The sequence below is a fragment of the Arthrobacter sp. N199823 genome, from assembly GCF_002929705.1.
Lineage (GTDB): Bacteria > Actinomycetota > Actinomycetes > Actinomycetales > Micrococcaceae > Specibacter.
On sequence record NZ_PJIN01000009.1, the window covers coordinates 66238 to 84110 of the forward strand.

The 17873-nt window shown below is 64.8% G+C and carries 19 protein-coding genes; 15 read left to right on the forward strand and 4 right to left on the reverse strand.

What is annotated here, in order from left to right; genetic code table 11:
• Positions 1-128: 128 nt before the first annotated feature.
• Genes CXQ93_RS16420 through CXQ93_RS16435 form a run of 4 tightly spaced genes read right to left on the reverse strand, consistent with a single transcriptional unit; the run spans position 129 to position 4558 of the window.
• The gene (locus CXQ93_RS16420) at positions 129-1292 is read right to left on the reverse strand and encodes a lanthionine synthetase LanC family protein (protein ID WP_181036193.1); all 1164 of its coding nucleotides are present in this window, start codon (positions 1290-1292) and stop codon (positions 129-131) included.
• The gene (locus CXQ93_RS16425) at positions 1285-2175 is read right to left on the reverse strand and encodes a T3SS effector HopA1 family protein (protein WP_146073243.1); all 891 of its coding nucleotides are present in this window, start codon (positions 2173-2175) and stop codon (positions 1285-1287) included. Before CXQ93_RS16425 ends, CXQ93_RS16420 begins: the two co-directional genes overlap by 8 nt.
• Entirely contained in the window at positions 2172-3101 is a 930-nt protein-coding gene (locus CXQ93_RS16430) for a phosphotransferase family protein (RefSeq protein ID WP_181036194.1), read from the reverse strand. The genes CXQ93_RS16425 and CXQ93_RS16430 overlap by 4 nt, the downstream gene beginning before the upstream one ends.
• A gap of 5 nt (positions 3102-3106) precedes the next feature.
• Positions 3107-4558, reverse strand: coding sequence for a hypothetical protein (locus CXQ93_RS16435; protein ID WP_181036195.1), 1452 nt, complete (start codon positions 4556-4558; stop codon positions 3107-3109).
• Between the two features lie 185 nt (positions 4559-4743).
• Between CXQ93_RS16435 and CXQ93_RS16440 the strand changes: the two genes are divergently transcribed.
• The 15 genes from CXQ93_RS16440 to CXQ93_RS16510 all read left to right on the forward strand — a co-directional run bounded on the left by CXQ93_RS16440 (position 4744) and on the right by CXQ93_RS16510 (position 17872).
• On the forward strand, positions 4744-5565 hold the full coding sequence (locus CXQ93_RS16440) for an AraC family transcriptional regulator (protein ID WP_104111508.1): 822 nt from the start codon (positions 4744-4746) through the stop codon (positions 5563-5565).
• 263 nt (positions 5566-5828) lie between these two features.
• Positions 5829-7733, forward strand: coding sequence for a phage tail sheath C-terminal domain-containing protein (locus CXQ93_RS16445; RefSeq protein ID WP_104111509.1), 1905 nt, complete (start codon positions 5829-5831; stop codon positions 7731-7733).
• 10 nt (positions 7734-7743) lie between these two features.
• Positions 7744-8271: a phage tail protein gene (locus CXQ93_RS16450; protein WP_104111510.1), complete on the forward strand. Its 528-nt coding sequence runs from the start codon at positions 7744-7746 to the stop codon at positions 8269-8271.
• A 6-nt stretch (positions 8272-8277) separates the two neighbouring features.
• Positions 8278-9027, forward strand: a complete 750-nt coding sequence (locus CXQ93_RS16455) for a phage baseplate protein (RefSeq protein WP_146073244.1) — start codon at positions 8278-8280, stop codon at positions 9025-9027.
• The gene (locus CXQ93_RS16460; RefSeq protein ID WP_104111512.1) at positions 9024-9884 is read left to right on the forward strand and encodes a hypothetical protein; all 861 of its coding nucleotides are present in this window, start codon (positions 9024-9026) and stop codon (positions 9882-9884) included. The genes CXQ93_RS16455 and CXQ93_RS16460 overlap by 4 nt, the downstream gene beginning before the upstream one ends.
• Positions 9881-11161, forward strand: coding sequence for a DUF4255 domain-containing protein (locus tag CXQ93_RS16465; RefSeq protein ID WP_104111513.1), 1281 nt, complete (start codon positions 9881-9883; stop codon positions 11159-11161). Before CXQ93_RS16460 ends, CXQ93_RS16465 begins: the two co-directional genes overlap by 4 nt.
• The gene (locus CXQ93_RS16470) at positions 11158-13164 is read left to right on the forward strand and encodes an ATP-binding protein (RefSeq protein WP_104111514.1); all 2007 of its coding nucleotides are present in this window, start codon (positions 11158-11160) and stop codon (positions 13162-13164) included. The genes CXQ93_RS16465 and CXQ93_RS16470 overlap by 4 nt, the downstream gene beginning before the upstream one ends.
• Positions 13154-13414, forward strand: a complete 261-nt coding sequence (locus CXQ93_RS16475) for a hypothetical protein (RefSeq protein ID WP_104111515.1) — start codon at positions 13154-13156, stop codon at positions 13412-13414. Before CXQ93_RS16470 ends, CXQ93_RS16475 begins: the two co-directional genes overlap by 11 nt.
• Positions 13411-14325, forward strand: a complete 915-nt coding sequence (locus CXQ93_RS16480) for a hypothetical protein (RefSeq protein ID WP_104111516.1) — start codon at positions 13411-13413, stop codon at positions 14323-14325. The genes CXQ93_RS16475 and CXQ93_RS16480 overlap by 4 nt, the downstream gene beginning before the upstream one ends.
• A 36-nt stretch (positions 14326-14361) precedes the next feature.
• Complete coding sequence (locus CXQ93_RS16485) at positions 14362-14931, forward strand: hypothetical protein (protein WP_104111517.1); 570 nt, start codon at positions 14362-14364, stop codon at positions 14929-14931.
• Positions 14928-15578: a hypothetical protein gene (locus CXQ93_RS16490; RefSeq protein ID WP_104111518.1), complete on the forward strand. Its 651-nt coding sequence runs from the start codon at positions 14928-14930 to the stop codon at positions 15576-15578. The genes CXQ93_RS16485 and CXQ93_RS16490 overlap by 4 nt, the downstream gene beginning before the upstream one ends.
• 2 nt (positions 15579-15580) lie before the next feature.
• On the forward strand, positions 15581-15901 hold the full coding sequence (locus tag CXQ93_RS16495; RefSeq protein WP_104111519.1) for a LysM domain-containing protein: 321 nt from the start codon (positions 15581-15583) through the stop codon (positions 15899-15901).
• Complete coding sequence (locus CXQ93_RS16500) at positions 15894-17021, forward strand: hypothetical protein (protein ID WP_104111520.1); 1128 nt, start codon at positions 15894-15896, stop codon at positions 17019-17021. Before CXQ93_RS16495 ends, CXQ93_RS16500 begins: the two co-directional genes overlap by 8 nt.
• Entirely contained in the window at positions 17018-17524 is a 507-nt protein-coding gene (locus tag CXQ93_RS16505) for a phage baseplate assembly protein V (protein WP_104111521.1), read from the forward strand. Before CXQ93_RS16500 ends, CXQ93_RS16505 begins: the two co-directional genes overlap by 4 nt.
• Positions 17525-17548: 24 nt before the next feature.
• On the forward strand, positions 17549-17872 hold the full coding sequence (locus CXQ93_RS16510) for a hypothetical protein (RefSeq protein ID WP_104111522.1): 324 nt from the start codon (positions 17549-17551) through the stop codon (positions 17870-17872).
• The last annotated feature ends 1 nt before the right edge of the window (position 17873 follow it).

Below are 17873 nucleotides of genomic sequence, written 5' to 3' on the forward strand. Positions count from 1 at the left end.
CTGGCAAGCGTGGGCCCACACGACGGTGCCGCCGGTTCCCGGAGCGGGGATGGATTTTCAAGGTCGCCCAGCGACCGCGGAAATCTTACTGCCCGCGAGGGAACCGGCGGCACCATCATCCGCACCCATCACAACAGCAAGGCGGGACTGGCTATTTGCTCAGGGTTGAGTAGCCTGGACAACACGAGAGCAGCCCCCGCAACACCAACAAATAGGCCTGTGCTCCCGCTGGCCCGGAGCCCGCTTGGCCAGGCGAGGGGATCCTCTTCGAGCGTGTCAAGGGCGGCCGCCGCGTATTGCCGGGCGGCACCCAGGTGGGATTTCACGTTCCACGTTTCATGGGCAAGAATGAGCGCCTCGAGCGGCCCACCCAGTCCGTGGCACAACGTCAGCCCGGCGGGCATGGTGCCGCTGCTCAGCTCCCGCTGGAGTTCGGTGCCACAAGCTGCCACGGCGGCCTCGGCTTCAGCCCTGAGCTGATCCGCAGGAAGCCCAAGGCCTGCCCGGAGATGTAGCAGCCGTAGTCGGACTGCAGCGATTCCGGCGGCCCCGTGGCACCAGAGCGCCGGATACACCGGCGGATTGGTGCGCAAGTCCGGCCAGAGGCCCAGGACGGGGTTGAACCAGGCGGATTCCCAGCGCAGGGCTTGGACCGCGAGCTCGGTGGCCTTCCCTGCACAGGGTGGATATGCCGCTGCCGCCTCGGCCAGGGCCAGAGCAATTCCGCTGTTGCCATGGGCCATACCGCACAGTGGCTTTCCTTCCGAGGAGTTGGACTCGGGCCAACAAACACCTACAGGGGTCTGCGTTGCCATCATCGTGAGGCGCTCCACGGCGTCGAGCGTTGCCGGCCCGCAGCAGCCCATGCGCACCTGGGCCAGCAGCAGGCCAGCCAGACCGCTCGTGAGATCGGAACCGGCAACGGTTGACGGATCTGGTAGCTGTCGAGGGGTCTGGCCTGCCGCATGTTGCGCCAAGGAAATTCCGGTCTGCCCGGACAGCAGCCCCGGCTGGCTGGCGTCGCACAGGGTGTGGGCAACTGCCGCCGCAAGTTCGCCAAGATCTTTCCGGTCTGTTGCCCTGGCAAGGGCCGCGAGTGCCCACGCCATCCCGGCATCGCCGTCGTAGAGGCCGGGCCGCCCGCCCACCATCCGCCGGGGCTCACCGTCGGCAGCAAGGTCCCAGCTGAGCCATCCGGCCCGGCCTCCGTCCCTGATGGTGGTTGCCGTGATGGCGTCAAGGCACCGGTTCAGACTCGTCCGCAGCAAGCGCAGCTCTCCCTGCTCACTCATGGGCCCTCCTGCGCAGGTGCGGTGCAGTCGGATCCAGCCCAGCCGACAGGAATTCTTCGGAGGCGGTGCCAAGGAAGGTCTCATCGTCCGCGTTTGTGGTGCGCTGCAGTATCCCAGCCATGAGGGAACAGCGGCTCTCACCGAAGCTGCAGCCGTCCCCGGGTTCCTGAGCCCAAGAAACACCCGGGGCGAGTATTTCAGTCAGCGGGGGACCTGGCCGAGTCCGCACCCGGCCCCTAGCGCACTCGACAATGTCGCCAAAGGCCGCTGTCGACGCCACGTAGATGACCATCGCGTCGGGGCGGCCCAGACTGTGCTCCTGCGCGAGAACCTTGATCATCCATGGCTCGCTCCGGGTCTCAAGTGCCACTGTCAGCAGGCCGACCAGGTAGGGGAGTTCCCACAATGCAGGTCCCAGGTACACCCGTGTGACGTCTTTTGGGGCCGAGCGGGGATCCCAGCCGCCTCCCCAGCTTCGCCACCACCCCTCGGAGACCACGCCGCCGGACCGGGGAACCGCCATGATGTGCTCTCCTGCCTGTGCCGGCAGGCCGGTGCGTTCGCTGCCTTCTTGGTGCGTATAGCTTCCGCGGAGCAGGGCCCTTGCTCTGCCGTCGGCTGCCCGTGCGACGGTTATCCCGCCGGCGCCATGGCCGATGACAATGGCCGGTGTCCAGCCGAGGGCTTCTCCTTGGGCTAGCCGTAGCATGCCCTCCAAGGGAGGCCAAGCAGGGTCAACGCGAGACTCCGCTAGCGGGGCGGCATACCAGTGGCTGTACAAGGTGGCGGCGAGGTCTTGGCTCTCTGCTGCTGGCGGCACCCCTACTGCCCGGGCTTGGAGCAATGACCTCACATGAGCTGGGGAGAAGCCATGCACCGTCATCGCCTGCCGTGGGTCGCCAGGAAGGAGGCGGCATGGCGCCTCGCTGCCTCGAATTGTTCGCTGCCGTGGGCGGCATGGTCCCCCTGCTGCGTGCTGAGTGCCGCCAGTTGCCATGCGCTCTGGACTGCACGCAGGGTGAGCATCGAATCGTCAAGGCGGGCCGGCCCGTCCCGCTGCCAATACTCCGTCAGAAATTCCTCCCCGCTGCTGCCAAGGGCACGCAAGGTGGATACCGCCGTGGCTAGATCCCAGGCCGGATGGCCCATTCCGGCGCTCTCCAAGTCCACTAGCCAAGCCCGGCCTCGCTGGATGATGACGTTGTTCGCCGAGACATCCCCATGGATCCATGCTGTGGCCGTCCACCGGGAGGCCGCGTGGTTCAGGGCAGTTCGCACTCCGGGTTCGTGTGCCAGCTCCAGGACCGCAGCACACGCCGAGCCGGCGGGACTACCAGCCATCGACGGGGGCAGATGATCGGCCCGCAGCGCCCAGGGCTCCGGTGCCCGTGGCAGATCCACCACGGAAACGTCAACGGACCAGGTGTGGAGCTCGGCGAGCGATTTCGCCAAGGCCCGGCAGGCGCCGTCGAACTCCTCGCCACCAAAGGGGACTTCAGCCAGGGTCTGGCCAGGCACTGCACCCACCCAGACGGCTGCGGCATCATCGAGGGGAAGGAGGCGCGGCACACAGTCCAACCCGGCCAAGGCCGTGAGCACCATACGTTCGTTCATGACGACGTCGTCCCCGTCCAGCATCGAGGAGGCCCCGCGCTGCTTAACATAGGCCAGCGGCACCCCGTGCCGCTCCACCCGGTGGACGACATTGCTGCGTGGCTGCGGGTACACGGATACTGCCCCGTCCAGGACTTCGCCGGCGTCAAGAATTGCAGCCGCAACGCCACGGGCCACCAAGGCGGGGATCGTCACGGAACTCAGCTTTCACCTTCTTGCTCAATGGCTGCGATTTCCTCAAGTGCTGCAAGATATCCGGCGAGGTAGGCCGGATCCCCGTCAAAAGAACCCGTGTCGTATTGGGAGCCCTGCCAGCCAGCATCCCCTGAATCCCCGCGAGTCCCGGGGTTGATGACCTCTCCGGGAATCTCCCAGTCACCAGGACAGCCGGCGCGCGTCAGGACGTTGCAGATGGCCGGGCGGGTCACTAGGTTGCAGACAGGCGTGCGTGTCACTGGGCAGAGCGGTGTGCGGGTCACAACGTTACAGATCACTGTTCGGGTCTCTACGTAGCAGACCACCGGCCGGGTCAAGTTGCAGACAGCCAAGCGGGTCTCAATGTAGCAGGTGGCCGGCCGCGTCAGCTCGCAAACCGAGAGCCTCGTGTTCAGGCAGGTGAGGATGGGCCTCGTGACCACAACTGCAGGGCGCACCAGGAGGTCGACTCCGAGCTCATTGAGGGCCGTTGCGATCGGGTTGGCAAAGGTGGTGGAGCCGTCGGTGGAACCGGCGAACAGCAGGCCAACAACATTGCGGTTCATGTCCAACACCGTTGACCCGGAGTCTCCGTGGTCAGAGAAGCGGGCGGACTGCGTTGTGTCGGTGGAAATGCGGATCTGGTGCCGGAGTGTGCGGCTGCCAATGCCATCGCCGTAGTCAATGCTGAGGGTTGCATCTGTGGAGGCTACGTTTCCGAACGTGTGTTCAGTGGTCCGACCGCGCTTCTGGACAGCCATGCCCGTGGTGGCCGGGGCGGTGCCCGCCACGTCGCCGATTCCTTCCACCGTATAGTCCCAAGCCTTGGAAGAATCAACGGTGACCACGGCACCGTCGGTGTTTTCTGTCAACTGGGCCCGCGTCAGTGCGCCGAATTCCTGCGTGGCAGGGCTGCCCCCGTCCACCCGTCCCGGCTGGACCATGCGGTTGCCCACGGCCCAGCCGCTGTCAACACAGGCAACGTGGAAGTTTGTCAGGGCCATGGTGGCGCCGCTGGCGCGATCCCGCACCATGGCACCCAAGGTTCCGACAAACACGTAGTTCCCAGGGGCCGGAACATCTGGCGGGTTCATGAAGATGCTCCGTGAGGGCCCCATACTGATGCCGCCGTGCAATGTGGTGTAGCTGGTGGCATCCACCTGAAGGTCGCCGTCCAGCTGCACCATGGCAGGCTGGAGTTCAATGACCAGCTCCTGGACATCGGTCTTAACCCCCTCAACCACGGGCGGAACCACGTCCTTGGCGTTCAGTGCGGACTTCTTCTTTTTCGCCGCAACAAACACAACAATGCTCAGCTCTCCGGTGGGCTTGCCACCGCTGATCTTCTGGCCGATATCCACACCAACCACGCCCGGGGTGGCTAGGAGCTGGTCCTCAATGGCCTCCTTGACGGGGCGGATGGCCGCCTTCTGCTGGTGTTCGCTTCCGTCAGACATGATGGGCTCCTTCTCCTCCAAGCCGAGCTGCATGGCTTTGGAAAGTTGGCCCCGAAAAGCTGTTCCCCCCGAGGCATTGTATTTCCGCCGCGAATCGTTCAAGATTCGCTTACACACATGATTCGCTTCGGGAGTCTTCGTCGCCTAGTAGAAATGCGACGCCCGAGTGAGAAGGTTTGGGATCGATGCGTACTGTCCAATCCGCCCCTGCCTCGCCTGGCCTTCGCCCCTTTGTGCGGGCGTTCGCTCAGCGCACCCTGACAGGCACTTTCGACGCCCAGCCCATGCCGGCCTTTCTGGAAACGATCATCCACTTCGACTTCGGTGACCCTATGCGAGTTCAGCGGCCAGACGGCAGCTGTGAGATTGCCCGCCCCATGTCTCTGGTAGGACCGCACACGCATTCAGTCACCAGTCTGCAGTTCCAGGGCACCATCGATTCCTTCGCCATTTTCTTGGAGCCCATGGCCCTATGGACGCTGTTTCGGGTGCCGAGCCGACTAGTGGCGGAGACGCATTTCGATTCGCGGGACGTGTTGGGACATCCCCTTGAGGGGCTGTGGAACGTCTTGGCCGAATCAAGCATTTTTCTTGAGCGAATAGGACTGGCTGAGGCGTTCCTATACCGGCAGTTGTGTCTGGACAGGGGCGCACCCACCGCCACCTCGGCAGCGGTGTCCCTGCTAACCCGGTATGGCGGTCGTATCACCATCACGGATTTGGCATGGCAAATGAACCTCTGTGTGCGGGAGCTCGAGAGGGCCTTCATTCGCGAGCTCGGCATTACGCCGAAGCGGTTCGCTCGGGTGGCGCGCTTCCAGTCGGCATTAGACGCCAAAGTCCGGTGCCCGGAGAAGTCGTGGCTGGACATCTCGGTCGGCGCGGGATACCACGACCAAATGCACCTGATCCATGAGTTTGAGACGTTCTGTGGTCTTTCTCCCACTGTGGCCATGAGCCGGCTGGGGGATTCCCGGCCTTCGGCACTGGCATCCTGGCAGGGCTAGGCATGACCTCATCAATCGCGATCAACCGCGGCCCGGGTACAAGCCCATGGCTGAGTTGCGAGAACAATTTCTGGAGCGAAACGGCACCGGTGAGGGCGATTTTGGTGGGAGAAATATGTTGTTGACACCGCGTGCATGTGGGGCGCATTCTTTGGACTACTAGTTGTTGTAAGACCCGCGTTTTTCATCGCTACGGCGGCCCACCACCTGGGCCCCGTTTAGCGCCCAAAAATTGTGCAGCTCCAGTCCTGGTGGGGGTTCTCATGCCAGTGTCAACAAGTTATCCGGGCGTCTACATCACCGAAGTAGACAGCGGCGTCCACACCATCACCGGAGTGGCAACCTCCATCACAGCCTTCATTGGGAGGGCAGCTAGAGGACCGGCCGACACGCCCGTGACTATCAACAGCTACTCCGACTTTGAAAGGACATTTGGCGGTCTCTGGTTGCAAAGCTCGTTGGGCTACGCCGTTCGCGACTTCTACCGAAACGGCGGCAGCCGTGCGATCATTGTCCGCCTGTTCCACAACAGCGCCCCGGACGCAGTTGGCCAGACGCCGGGTACCGGAACCATGGCGGCCCGCAAGATTGCCATGGACACGGCCAATGCAGTGTCCGGTGCAACGCCGGCGCTCGCAGCCGACGCCGCACAGACGAAGGCAGACACGTACGTGGAGCCGGCCGACAAGGCCCTGGCCCAGAAGGTGGCTACCGCAGCAAAGGCGGCCGTCGTAGCGGGTGCCACGGTGGCATCGGTGCAGGCCGCAGCCGTGGCTGCAGCCCTCGCGGCAACCCAGCTGGACTTTGCTACCCTGGCCCTCGGTGGCCTGGTCCTGACAGCAAAGGCTCCGGGTGCTTGGGGCAACGGCTTGCGTGCCCGGGTCAAGTTGCTGCATGTGAAGGACCCGGTGACCAATTCCGACACCACGGTGCCCAATGTCTTCAACCTCATGGTCCGCGATGCCAGCACCGGCAACGTGGAAACTTTCCTCAACTTGTCCATTGAGACCGGCAACCGCCGCCGCGTGGACTTGGTGCTGGCGGCCGAATCGGCACTCGTCACCGCTGCTGGGGCGCCGGGGACGGTCCCGCCAGAGAGCCCGGAGCCCAACAATGGGAAGGGCCAGTTTGACCCATGGGCCGACAACTACGTGGCTGCCACGGCAACAGACGCCGAACTGCCGGCCACCAACACCGTAGTGGTGCCAGATGGCCAGGCGAGTGACAGCTTGGCACTTGACAGCACCGACTTCAATGGACAGGGCAAGCGGGGGGCAAAGCGGGGTCTCTACGCTCTGGACAACGCGGACTTGTTCAACTTGCTGTGCATCCCGCCGTACAAGGCAGGCGCCAGTGGCGGCCCCAACGACGGCGACATTGAGTACGGCGCTCTTGTTCCGGATGCCGTGGCCTACTGCCAGGCGCGCCGGGCTGTCTTGGTGCTCGACTCCCCGCATGACTGGAGCGAAGCGTCAGAGGTGGTCACAGGTATGGCAAACCAGGCCGTCGCTGCCACCAGCAACTACGCGGCGCTGTATTTCCCCCGGCTGGTGGTGCCGGATCCCTTGCGCGACAACAGGCCCGGGGAACTGGTGCCCAGTGGCGCCATGGCCGGAATCATGGCCCGCACAGACAGCAGCCGGGGTGTCTGGAAGGCGCCCGCCGGCTTGGAGGCCACAGTCAACGGCACCCAGAAGCTCACGGTGCCGCTGACGGATGCTGAAAACGGAAGCTTGAACCCGCTAGGTGTGAATTGCCTGCGCACCTTCCCGGCCGCCGGCACGGTGGCCTGGGGTGCCCGCACACTGGAAGGAAACGATCAGCTGGCCTCGGAATGGAAGTACCTGCCGGTGCGTCGCACGGCGTTGTTCATTGAGGAGAGCCTGTTCCGTGGCACACAGTGGGTGGTGTTTGAACCCAATGACGAACCGCTGTGGGCACAGGTCCGCCTTAACATGGGCGCGTTTATGCATGATCTGTTCAGGCAGGGCGCCTTTCAAGGGTCCACGCCCAAGGACGCGTACTTTGTGAAGTGCGACTCCGAAACCACCACGCAGAACGACATCAACGCCGGTGTGGTGAATATTCTGGTGGGTTTCGCGCCGCTCAAGCCGGCTGAATTCGTTATTATCTCGCTCCAGCAAATCGCCGGCGCGGTTCAGGCCTGAGGAGGACGCCATGGCCCAGTTCAGTGTCAATGCCCAGCGCTTTGACCCGTACAAGAATTTCAAGTTCCGCATCAAGTGGGACGGGCACTACGTGGCCGGCGTCAGCAAAGTGGGCGGGCTGAAACGGACCACTGAAGTGGTCAAGCACCGCGAAGGCGGGGACCCTTCCTCGAGCAGGAAATCGCCTGGGCGTACCGAGTACGACGCCATCACCATCGAGCGCGGTGTCACCCACGACACCGACTTTGAGGCGTGGGCATCCAAGGTATGGGACTTCGGGTCCGGACTCGGTGCCGAGGCGTCACTGAAGGACTTCCGTAAGGACATCATCTTGGAGGTCTACAACGAGGCCGGCCAGAAGGTCCTGGCCTACAACATCCACCGCTGCTGGGTCTCGGAATACCAGGCCCTGCCGGACCTTGATGCCAATGCCAACGCCGTGGCGATCGCTCACATCAAGTTGGAGAACGAGGGCTGGGAACGGGACACCTCCGTCACCGAACCCACCGAGCCGTCTCTCACCCCGGCAAACGGGTGATGAAGCGTGCCCGGGCCAGGGGCAGCCCAACTGCTGGAGGTGTGGGGGACCTGTCTTGGTCAGGACCCAGTGCGCCGGGCCTTGGTGATGCTCGCCGCTGCGGTTCCTGACGCAGAGCCGGACTCCTTAGCCGACTGGCCGCTGGGCAGGCGCGACACTGAACTCCTGGCCTTCCGTGCGTCACTGTTTGGGCCCGAGCTTGAGGCCATTGCCCAGTGCCCCGGTTGCGGGATGGAAGTGGTGCTTGCCTTCACCGCCGCTGACCTTGCTGCTCCACCGCACGCCCAGTCTGCCGCGCCGCTCACGGTAAGTCTGGAGCGCTATGCGGCCACTCTGCGCCCGGTCACGAGCCGGGACCTACTGGCACTGGATAACGCCAACCCTGAACAACCCGACAGCGTCAGCCCCGCTGAGACCACACTTACCGCCCGCTGCATTACCGCCGTCACGGAAGCCGGCGCCCCCGTTGACCCCGGTACGTTGCCACCGGAAGTGCTAGCCACCCTGGGGGAGGAGCTGGGCCGCGCCGACCCCGCCGCCGCCACAGAGTTGTCGGTGCAGTGCCCCGGCTGTGGCCAGGGCTGGCTTGCTCCCTTCCATATTGCCTCCTATCTGTGGAGCGAGCTGCACCACTGGGCCCGCCGCCTACTGATGGACGTCCACACCTTGGCACGCGCCTATGGCTGGTCCGAGCGCGACATCTTGGCCCTACCGCCCCTGCGCCGCCAGGCCTACTTGGAGCTGGTAGTGACATGAGTTTCCTGACCGGCCTGCTGCGCCGCGAACTTCCGCCAGCTCCCTCCGCCGTGGGCGCAGTTGCAGGCACGACGTCGGCACTTGCCGTGGTGCCCCGGCTAGCCTCCCGCTTTGAAAGCCCGGGCACGCCCTGGTGGCCGGGATCCGGGGAACAAGATAGCTCAGGTGGCGGGCGCGAGAGCACCGACCTTGAACGTCTTGAGGAGCGCGATGCGAAGGAAAGCCTGCGGAGCGGCACGCAAGCCAGTGAGGCGCCGATAACGGGAAATCCCGCCCTCCCATCCGAGCGCCAGGATGGAACCGACCGGCTGGAGGAACCGCCCCAGTCCCGTGCCGCCCGATCCTGGATGGTGGATGAAGCGTCAGCCCCGCACTCCAGCGTTGTCGAGGGGAACCCTCATAGGGGGGAGGGAAGCAACTCCGTTCGCTCCGCAGTGGTTGCCGCTCTGTCAATGCCCGTGTCACTGCCTGCGGTCTTTTCCGACGCTGAGAGCTTGGATGCTGCAACGGCATCCGCTGTGCCGATGTTGGCCCAGGCCACAGCGGAAGATGGGGCGGGGCGCCTGGGGCGGGTGTCCGGCGTCGTGCATGGTTTGGAAGGGACAGGGGAGAGCAGCCCCGCAGCCCACAGTGACGGGGACGGGCGCGCGGTGTGGCAGGGCAGCACCGAAGGGCAGGTACGGCCGAGGCTGGAGCCACTGGCCCGGCGGGAAGCCGCCAGGGCGCCCGAGCAGCACATCCATGTCAGCATAGGGAGGATCGAGGTCAGAGCCGTGGCGGCACCAGCCCCGCAAAGCCCCGCCAGGGAACGGGCCGGGCTCATGGGCCTGGATGAGTACCTCAGGGACCGGTCATGAGCAGCTCTTGGGCGCTCGCCGCCGTTACCGCCACGCTGCGGAACCTGCTCCAAGGCACGATGCCGCAGCTCGATCCAGTGCTGCAGGACCTCTCCGTCACCACGCGGACACCCGATATGGCCCGCAAGACCATGACCGGCACGTCCCTGAACGTGTTCTTGTACGAGACCGCCGTCAACGCGGCTTGGCGCAATCAGGACCCGGCACCGAACCAGGGAGGACCTGCCAGCCCGCCGCTGGCCCTGAACCTGCACTACCTGATGACTGCTTACGGCCGCGACGACTCCGATCAAGATGCCGTCAGCCACCGCGTGCTGGGGGCGGCCATGGGGGTGCTCCACGACCACAGCGTCCTGGGAGCCGACGAGCTCGCAGCAGCCTTGGCCAGCAGCGGCGTAGGGGAGCAAGCCGAACGCATCCGCATCACGCCTCTGCCACTGGGCGTGGATGAACTATCCAAGCTTTGGACGGCGTTCCAAACCAACATGCGAGTCTCTGCCGCCTATGAGGTGTCAGTGGTGCTGATCGACAGCCAGGCCGCTGCCCGTGCGCCCCTGCCCGTGTTGGCCCGCGGCGCCAACGACGAAGGCGTCCACTCCGTCTTGGGTGCGGCACCAGCTCTCGCGAGGATGCTGCCGCCGCGCTCGCAGGCCGCGGCACGCCAGGGAGAGACAGTGCTGGTGGAGGGAAGTAGCCTCTCTGCCGTGGGTACAGTGCTGCGATTCACGAGCCTGTGGCGGCCACGGCCGCCCACCCTGCCGCTGCCGCCAGTAGAACTGGCACCGGCAGCAGGCCCGGCCCCCGGCCAGCTGACAGTCACACTGCCAGATCTGACTAGTGACGCGCTCGCGTGGGGGCACTGGGTGCCGGGCTTCTATTCCGTCGCGGCACTGACGGAGCAGTCGGGACTGCCCCCGTTGGTGAGCGGCGCGGTGGGCCTAGCCCTGGCACCGACGATCACGCTGCGCCCGCACGCCCCAGCGACCGTTGCCATGGGTGGCACCGTCACCCTCACATGTACTCCACGTGTTGGCGAGGGGCAGAACATCGTGATTCTCTGCGGGGAAGCCTCCGTGGCACCGGACTCGATAGTCAACCCGGCACCCGGGGACCCGGCGTTCGCCAGCACCCCCACCATCATCACCTTCACAGCGCCCGACGCCGGTGCCGGCACCCACCCTGTTCGGCTCCGCGTGGACGGCGTGGACAGCATCCCCGTCACGTACACAGGTGCCGTGCCAGCATTCGACCCGGCCCAGCAGGTGATCCTCATATGAGCGCCCGGGAGCAATGGCTGGCCACCAACGACGATTTCCTGTCGGCCCGCCTCGACTGGCTGCGAGGCAGGCTGCAGGCGCTCGCGGACAGCACTCCGCGTGTACCCGGCGCCGGCGGAGTTGACATCGGTGCCGCAGTGGGCTCTGCGGCGGATCCCGCCCGGACGGAACCGGGCCCGCCGGCCCCCGAGCCCGATCTTCCCCTGGCCAGGCTGGCTGCCTCGTTCGGCCTGACCGGCTTTGAAACGGACATTGTGTTCCTCTGCGCCGCCATGGAACTGGACACCGGGATGGGTGCCCTTTGCGCGGCGGCGCAGCACGACGCCGGGCGTGACCACCCCACCTTTGCCCTGGCCATGCAGCTCTTTGACGGCCCTGCGTGGGACGCCATGTCCCCGGATGGGCCGCTGCGCCATTGGCCGCTGGTCCAGGTGTTGCCGGGTCCGGGCCAGCCGCTGTTGACTGCCCGGTTAACCCTGGACGAACGCCTGGTCAACTACCTCAAGGGTCTTGACCACGTGGATGGCCGCCTGCGCCCACTGCTCGAACAGCTGCCGCCGTCACCCGGTGTCCTTTCGCTGTCGCAGGGACAAGCAGCACGTGATGTGGCCGCTATGGCAGCGACTGCGGCAGCTTCCCACGTTGTGCTGCTCCTCGGCCCACATCTGGGAAGCAAACGGTTGATTGCTGCCCAAGCGGCGGATCTGGAGGGGAAACGGTTGTTCGCGATCGAGGCCGTCGACATAGCCGCGGCACCCGGTGGCGCCAGGGCTGCTGCTCTGCTGTGGCACCGCGAAACCATGCTGTCCGACGTCGCCCTGTACGTGGACTCTGCCACCACTGAAGCCGCAAGTACGGACGGTGAGGCCGTGCGGCACTGGCTTTCACACAGTGGGGGGATCATCTTTTTAGACGTGCGGGACCGCTGGCCTGGCCTGCGTGCGCCCGCGATTGATATCGCCAATCCAACTCCTGCCGAGCAGCGCCTGGCCTGGGCTGCGGTGGCTAGCACGTCTGGCGCAGCACGCTTGGCGGGGCAATTCGACTTTGAGCTGGACGCTATCCACGCTGCAGTTGCAGGCCTGCCACAAGCCAGCAGCCCTGTGCCCGATGTCGATGCCCGGTTGTGGACGGCTGCCCTCGCCCTGGCTAGGCCGGCTTTGGACCAGTTGGTGCAGCGGGTTGAATCCACCGCCACCTTCGCCGACTTGCAGCTCCCAGCACCTGAACAGGCGCTGCTGCACGAGATCGCAGGACAGGTCACCGGGAGGGCTGCGGTGTATGGGAACTATGGGTTTGCCGCCCGCATGTCCCGAGGTCTGGGCATCAGCGTAATGTTTGCCGGCGAGAGCGGCACCGGAAAGACTTTGGCGGCCGAAGCGTTAGCTGGCGAGCTGGGCCTGTCGTTGTATCGAATCGATCTCTCCGCCGTCGTCAGTAAATACATTGGTGAGACGGAAAAGAACCTCCGTCAGCTCTTCGATGCCGCCGAAAATGGCGGCGCGGTGCTGTTCTTTGACGAGGCGGACGCACTGTTCGGCAAGCGCAGCGAGATCAAGGACAGCCACGACCGATACGCGAACATTGAAGTCAGCTACTTGCTTCAACGCATGGAGCAGTTCCGTGGACTGGCAGTCCTGGCTACGAACCGAAAGGACAGTCTGGACCAGGCGTTCCTGCGCCGGCTGCGGTTTGTGGTCAACTTTCCGTTCCCGGCGCTGCCGGAGCGCCGGGCCATCTGGGCCGGGGCTTTCCCTGCGGCGGCACCTGTGGACGGCGTTGACTTTGACCGCCTGGCACGGCTGAACCTGACCGGTGGAAGCATCACCAATGTGGCGCTCAACGCAGCCTTTCTGGGTGCGGCTGACGGCGGCGGGGTCACCATGGAGCTGATTCTGGCCGCTGCGCGAAGTGAATACCGCAAGCTGGACAAGCCGCTGAACGAATCCGACTTCCACTGGCAGCCAGCAGGAGCAGACGCAGGAGTTGGCCATGGACATTGAGATGACAATTGACCGGCTGGTCATTGAAGGGCCCGCGCTGGACCCGACGCAGAGGGCAGCACTCCGCGACGCCCTCACGACGACGCTCGAACAGCTTCTGGCTGGCACCACTGATTGGCGACCGGCAGCAACGGCAACCGTCACGGCATCTGAGATCAAAGCAGCTGGTAATAACCAACCCGGCACGGACCATGTTGCAAGTCTGGGACGTGCCCTGGCCCGCACCATTTACGAAGGGATCCGGCCATGAGTGAATTTCACAGCCGAGAAGCGAGGCCATTGGCGGCCCGCCAGCCCGTGGCGGTCAGCGCCGTCGGGCCCGCACCGGCGGTAGGACTATTTTCGGCGGCAGGACCTGGCCTGGACTTCTCCCGTATCCCACTGCACGGTGGAACCGGCAAACGTCTGGATTCGGGCACGCGCCAACCGAGTCCTGGAGGCGAGAATGTGCAGGGGATCTCCTCCTCCGGGTCCGGAACCGTTGCCACAAGCTACGTTCCGGAATCAGGGGATACGAGCACCAAGATTGTCTTCATCCAAGTGATGCGTGAAAGCTTGGACGGTGTTCCGGCCAAGCCTGGGTCAATCGTGCCGGCATTCAGCTATCAGGACGCCGACACCACCGACGAGTTTTACCATGTGGACTACACGCCGGGTGAGAAGGACCCCTACTACAACGGCGACGACCCGAACGACTTCGGCCCGCAAGGTAATGCTGTCATGAACCCCAAGGTGACGGCCTCGACATCGGATTCGCCCAACCTTTCCGACGCCGGCATCCCGGCTGGTGGAACGAAGGTGAATTGGGATTTCCGCACCGCTGCGTTCAGCGCAGCCGGGGATGATGCCGGCACCTACTACGGATACGCCGATTGGGGTTACGAAAAGACTAAGGGTGTGGCTGGAACCACCTCGACCAAGCAGACCCGAACGGGCACCCCCGGCAGTAAATTCGAGTCGGCCGTGAAGCTGTTCAACAGCAACCGCGGGTTCAAAATGCCCGGCGAAGGAGGGGACAGTCTGCTCGGCGGCATACTGGGTGGGATTGCCGGAGGCCTGGTCGGAGCCCTGCTCGGCTTTGCTCTGGGTGGCATCGCGGGGGCCATCATCGGAGGCGTGGCAGGAGCCGCTGCTGGCGGGACTGCCGGAGCCTTTAGCTAGCACCAGAAACAGTGAATCAGGATTGAGGGAGGGGAAATGCAGATCAACGGGCTGTTCAGTGAATTGGCCGGGGCAACGCCACGAAGTCTCCGGACAGCAGCGCTGAAGTTAACGTATGTTGGGCCGCAAAAGAAGCCCATCCCCTCGGTGCTTGTGTCCACCTGGTACAGGCTTGCGGCTTTGGCCGACTTTGAACCGTTGGAAAGCGCCGGGTTGAACTACGCCAACGATGCCACCGCCCTGCTGCACTTCACCGTGGATGACACGGTGATGGGCCGCATCATGGCAGGGGTAGGGACTGGCGCCGTTTCCGGCAACGTGTTGCCGGAAACCGGCGGAGCAGAACATGCCGGCGGTGGTCACGCAGTACTGGCGGTCATTGCCCACCTGGCTTCCTCGGATGGTGCGGACGCACCTCTCCGCGGGGTCGAACTGCTGCTACCCGCCAATGCGGCATTGGCGTGCGCCACGGCCATTGCCGCGGCTTTGGACAGCGGTGACGGCACCGGTCGGGACGTCATGGCCATCTTTATGCAAGCGGCTTTTGGGGTGGTCTTGGACCGGAGTGCAAACACAAACGCGGGCCGTGCGGCAGGCACGCCATGAGTGCCCCGCCAAACGCGCCACGGCTGATCCGTGGGGGCATAGTGCTGATCGATCCGGACACCTCGGCGGTGCTGCGCATCATCGCCCTGCAATATAACCCGGCCAGCCTCAGCCGCACCTTGGCCGTCCACGGCGCGGGCACGGACACCCCTGACCGTTCGGAGGTGTTGCGCATCAAGGGCCCGCCCACGGAGACCATCAAATTTGAGGCCGAGATCGACGCCGTCGACCAACTTGAACTCGGCACCGGGCAGGCCAGTGATTCCGGGATCTTCCCCCAACTCGCCGCCCTGGAAACCCTCGTGTACCCCAGCAGCGCCCAGCTGCTGGCCAACAATGCCCTGCAGCAGGCCGGCCGCCTGGAAATACTGCCCATGGAGGCACCCCTGCCCTTGTTTATCTGGAGTAAAAACCGCGTGCTGCCCGTGCGCATCACCGAATTCTCCATCACCGAGGAGGCCTTCGACGTGAACCTCAACCCCATCCAGGCCAAGGTCAGCCTGGGTCTGCGCGTCCTCACCGTTGACGACACCGGCTTCGCGCACCGTGCCGGCAGCCTCTTCATGGGTTACCTGGCCCAAAAGGAACAATTCGCCGCCAGCCGGCCACAAGCCGGACTCGGCGCACTCGGGATCAGGGGGATCTAGTCATGGCCGCCAATTTTGCCGCCAACAGCCGCTATGTTTTCACCGGGACCAGGACGTGGACTGCGCCGGACGGTTCGGAAATTGCCTACCTTGACCGCCGCTTCCTCCCGCACCCGGAGGCCCTTGCAGGCGTTGCCACCCACACCGTGGCGGCCGGTGACCGGCTCGACACCATTGCCGCGGCCGCGCTGGGCGATCCCGAACTGTCCTGGCGCGTGGCTGACGCCAACCGGGCCACGAACCCCCGGGACGTGACAGCCGTGCCCGGCACAGTGCTATGCATTGCCTTGGCCGAGGGAATCCCGGGGGTGCCTCATGTCTAGTTCCCTGCAACTGGGGCTCATGGTGGGCCCGGCCATAGCCCTTCCGGTCCCGGAATCCGTGATTGATGCCCTGGTCAGCGTTGAAGCCACCCAGGGGGACAACGGACCGGGCGTGTTCACGCTCAAATTCACCATGAGCAACACATCAATTCTTCCCACGCTGTTCCTTGTTGCGGGCGGATCCCCCTTCCCGATAGTCCGGGTCGTGCTCACCGCCACCGTCAATGGCTCCGTGAGCGTCCTGGCCGACGGAGTGGTGACTCAGGCCCAGGTGCTGCCCGGCAACGACGCCGGGCACTCGGTCCTGCAGATCACGGGGGAGGACCTGGGCAAGCTCATGGACAAGCTTGACCTGACAGGCCTACCGTTCCCGGCCATGCCGGCCGAAGCCGCAGTTGCTCTGGTGCTGGCCAAGTACGCCGTCCTTGGCGTGATTCCGCTCATCATCCCCAGCATCATGCTGGACGTGCCCATCCCCACCGCCAAGATCCCCGCACAACAGGGCACCGACCTGAAATACGTCACGGCCCTGGCCAAAAAGGTGGGCTACGTGTTCTACCTGTCCCCGGGCCCTGTCCCGGGCGTGTGCACCGCCTATTGGGGCCCGCGGATCAAGGTCGGGGTGCCCCAACCGGCACTCAACCTCGACATGGACGCCCACAGCAACGCCGCCTCCATCACGTTCACGTACAAGCCGCAGAAGGCCACCCTGCCCATCGTCTTCATTCAGAACGAGCAAACACACATCCCCATCCCCATTCCCATCCCGCCCATCACCCCACTCAACCCGCCGCTGGGGCTAGTCAACCTGCCGCCGTCGAACATCACACGGCTCAAGGAGACAGCCAAGTACACCCCTGCCCAGGCCATCATGGTGGGCATCGCGGCTGCGGCCAACTCGGCCGACACCGTGGAGGCTGAAGGTTCACTGGATGTGCTGCGCTACGGCCGCATCCTGGCGGCCCGGCAGCTTGTGGGGGTGCGCGGGGCGGGTGTGGCCTTCGACGGGCTGTACTACGTTTCCGAGGTCCGGCATTCGCTCAAGCGCGGAGAATTCACCCAAAAATTCAAGCTGAGCCGCAACGGGCTCATTTCAACGGTTCCGGTGGTGGCGGCATGAGTGGCGAACATTTTGGCAAGTATCTGGGCACCGTGGCCCTGAACGTTGACCCGCAACAAATGGGCCGCATCCAGGCCATTGTCCCCGACGCCACCGGACTCATCCCGTCCACCTGGGCCCTGCCCTGTGTGCCGTTTGCCGGCAAGCAGTCAGGGGTGTTCGTGGTTCCGGCCATCGGTTCCGCTGTATGGATTGAGTACGAGCAGGGCGATCTTGACTACCCCATCTGGACCGGCGGATTCTGGGGCAGCGCCGCCGAGATTCCGGCAATCGCGCTGGCCGGTAATCCGCTCAGCCCCAGCATCGTGTTGCAGACGGGGCTGGCCAACTCCATCACCCTCAGTGACCTGCCCGGGCCGGCCGGCGGCATCCAGATCCGCAGCGCAGGAGGCGCATCGATCCTCATCAACGAAACAGGCATCACCATCACCAACGCGGCGGCCAGCATTTTGCTGGCCGGGCCCACAGTCACCATCAACAACGGGGCGCTGGCCGTCACCTGACGGCCACCAGGAAAGGGGAACACCATGCCGGGACCACTGCTTCATGTAGGTGCCACAGTGCTGTGTGCGCACGGCGGGCAGGCCCAGCCCACCACGCCCAACCCACGCGTCACACTCAACGGCCAGCCCACGGTGACCATGCCCCCGCCTTGGACCGTTGCCGGCTGCCCCCTGCCGCCGCCCACCGCCGGCAACGGCCCGTGCGTGACGGCCACCTGGACCACGGGCAGTACCCGCGTGTTGTCCAACGGGCAGCCGTTGCTGCTGGCCGACAGCCAGGCCATCTGTGCACCCACAGTGGCCCCGCTCATGCCGGCCGCTTTTCAGACCCGGGTTGTGGGGGTGTGAA

Coding starts and splice junctions, on each gene's coding strand:
- CXQ93_RS16485 (WP_104111517.1), top strand. CDS start 14,362: ATGCAGATCAACGGGCTGTTCAGTGAATTGGCCGGGGCAACGCCACGA.
- CXQ93_RS16495 (WP_104111519.1), top strand. CDS start 15,581: ATGGCCGCCAATTTTGCCGCCAACAGCCGCTATGTTTTCACCGGGACC.
- CXQ93_RS16425 (WP_146073243.1), bottom strand. CDS start 2,175: ATGACGGTGCATGGCTTCTCCCCAGCTCATGTGAGGTCATTGCTCCAA.
- CXQ93_RS16465 (WP_104111513.1), top strand. CDS start 9,881: ATGAGCAGCTCTTGGGCGCTCGCCGCCGTTACCGCCACGCTGCGGAAC.
- CXQ93_RS16440 (WP_104111508.1), top strand. CDS start 4,744: ATGCGTACTGTCCAATCCGCCCCTGCCTCGCCTGGCCTTCGCCCCTTT.
- CXQ93_RS16505 (WP_104111521.1), top strand. CDS start 17,018: ATGAGTGGCGAACATTTTGGCAAGTATCTGGGCACCGTGGCCCTGAAC.
- CXQ93_RS16500 (WP_104111520.1), top strand. CDS start 15,894: ATGTCTAGTTCCCTGCAACTGGGGCTCATGGTGGGCCCGGCCATAGCC.
- CXQ93_RS16435 (WP_181036195.1), bottom strand. CDS start 4,558: ATGTCTGACGGAAGCGAACACCAGCAGAAGGCGGCCATCCGCCCCGTC.
- CXQ93_RS16480 (WP_104111516.1), top strand. CDS start 13,411: ATGAGTGAATTTCACAGCCGAGAAGCGAGGCCATTGGCGGCCCGCCAG.
- CXQ93_RS16460 (WP_104111512.1), top strand. CDS start 9,024: ATGAGTTTCCTGACCGGCCTGCTGCGCCGCGAACTTCCGCCAGCTCCC.
- CXQ93_RS16470 (WP_104111514.1), top strand. CDS start 11,158: ATGAGCGCCCGGGAGCAATGGCTGGCCACCAACGACGATTTCCTGTCG.
- CXQ93_RS16490 (WP_104111518.1), top strand. CDS start 14,928: ATGAGTGCCCCGCCAAACGCGCCACGGCTGATCCGTGGGGGCATAGTG.
- CXQ93_RS16445 (WP_104111509.1), top strand. CDS start 5,829: ATGCCAGTGTCAACAAGTTATCCGGGCGTCTACATCACCGAAGTAGAC.
- CXQ93_RS16475 (WP_104111515.1), top strand. CDS start 13,154: ATGGACATTGAGATGACAATTGACCGGCTGGTCATTGAAGGGCCCGCG.
- CXQ93_RS16420 (WP_181036193.1), bottom strand. CDS start 1,292: ATGAGTGAGCAGGGAGAGCTGCGCTTGCTGCGGACGAGTCTGAACCGG.
- CXQ93_RS16450 (WP_104111510.1), top strand. CDS start 7,744: ATGGCCCAGTTCAGTGTCAATGCCCAGCGCTTTGACCCGTACAAGAAT.
- CXQ93_RS16510 (WP_104111522.1), top strand. CDS start 17,549: ATGCCGGGACCACTGCTTCATGTAGGTGCCACAGTGCTGTGTGCGCAC.